The sequence below is a fragment of the Mycobacterium sp. IDUB_19 genome, assembly GCF_055419445.1.
This window is the reverse complement of sequence record NZ_JBVAXR010000148.1, coordinates 1-1,241: the sequence shown is the minus strand read 5'-3', so window position 1 is coordinate 1,241 and position 1,241 is coordinate 1. Positions and strand designations below refer to the sequence as shown.

The 1,241-nt window shown below is 62.1% G+C and carries 1 protein-coding gene; it reads left to right on the top strand.

All coding sequences use genetic code 11. The annotated features are described in order from the left end of the window. Window positions 1–45: 45 nt before the first annotated feature. Window positions 46–1,241 (top strand): diguanylate cyclase domain-containing protein (locus ACZY0B_RS27525; protein WP_463767384.1); only part of this gene is annotated, 1,196 nt, incomplete at its 3' end.

Here is a 1,241-nt window from a genome sequence, read left to right as displayed (position 1 = left end):
GGACGGGAAATGTTCTCACTGACACGACGCCGATCCGCGGTGGCCGTGTTGGCGACTGTCGGGTTGCTCGTGTTCGGTGTGCTGCTGATCACCGAAAAGGGTGCGTCGGATCGCGCGGTGGCCGTCCCGGTAGGACTCTGGGTTCTGAGCATGTTCACGAACGGCTGCGCGGTCCACGCCGCCCGGGTCGCTCGAGGCCGCCAGCGTCTGGCGTGGATGGTGTTGAGCATCGGGCTGGCCGCCTGGACAGCCGGCCAATTTGTGTGGTGTTACGTGAGTCTGGGCGGCATTCCGCCGATGCCAGACATCTCGGCGGCCACCTTGGGCTACATCGTCTTGCCGCTTTGCGCGTTCGCTACCGCCGTCACCATTCCTAGCCGTGACGACTCCCGATTCGGCATCGGTCTCCTGCTCGACGGCCTCCTGGTCGCCGCATCTTTATTGATTGTGTTGGCCATTCTGGTGCTGGGTCACTTCCGCCGACCTGCACAAATAGTCACCCTCCCGCAGCTGATGTTGGCCACCGCCACAGCCGTATATCTCGGGCTCGTCATCATTTCATTCATCACCGTGCGGAAAGCCGAGCCGGGCCGCAAACTCTCACCGACGCTCATGACACTGGGGTGGGGAGTCATCGCGGCGGCCGGTGTCCTGCACGTCTTTGAAGACCATCCCGAACACGTGCCCAGTCATCTCGTCATTCTCGGATGGGCCGCCGGAATGTACTTCATAGCGCTGTCGGGAATTGCGTCTCGCCCAGGACCGGAACTCGACCTCGGTTTTTCTCAACCATTGTCGAGAACGTCGCTGTGGCTGCCGTATGCGCCTGTGCTGTTGGCGATCGCCATCGGTGGCGTGCACTTTTGGCCCGCAAATCCGGGCGACGCGTTTATCTACTCGGTCTGTGTGGTGCTGTTCCTCACCACGCTGGCCCGCCACTTGTTACTGCTCGACCGGAAACAACATCTGCTTGCCGCGCTGTCGGAAGCCGCCCTGCGGGACCCGTTAACCGGGTTAGCGAATCAGCGGCTATTTGCCGATCGGCTCTCCCACGCGGCTCGGTTGCACATTCACCACGGCGTCCCGGTCAGCGTTATTGCGCTCAATATCAGTGACTTCGCCATGGTCAATGAGACGCTCGGATATGCCGTCGCCGACGAACTATTGCGCAGCGTCGGCGAGCGGCTGCAGGCCAATGTCCGCGCCACCGACACCGTCGCGCGGATGAACGGGGACCAATT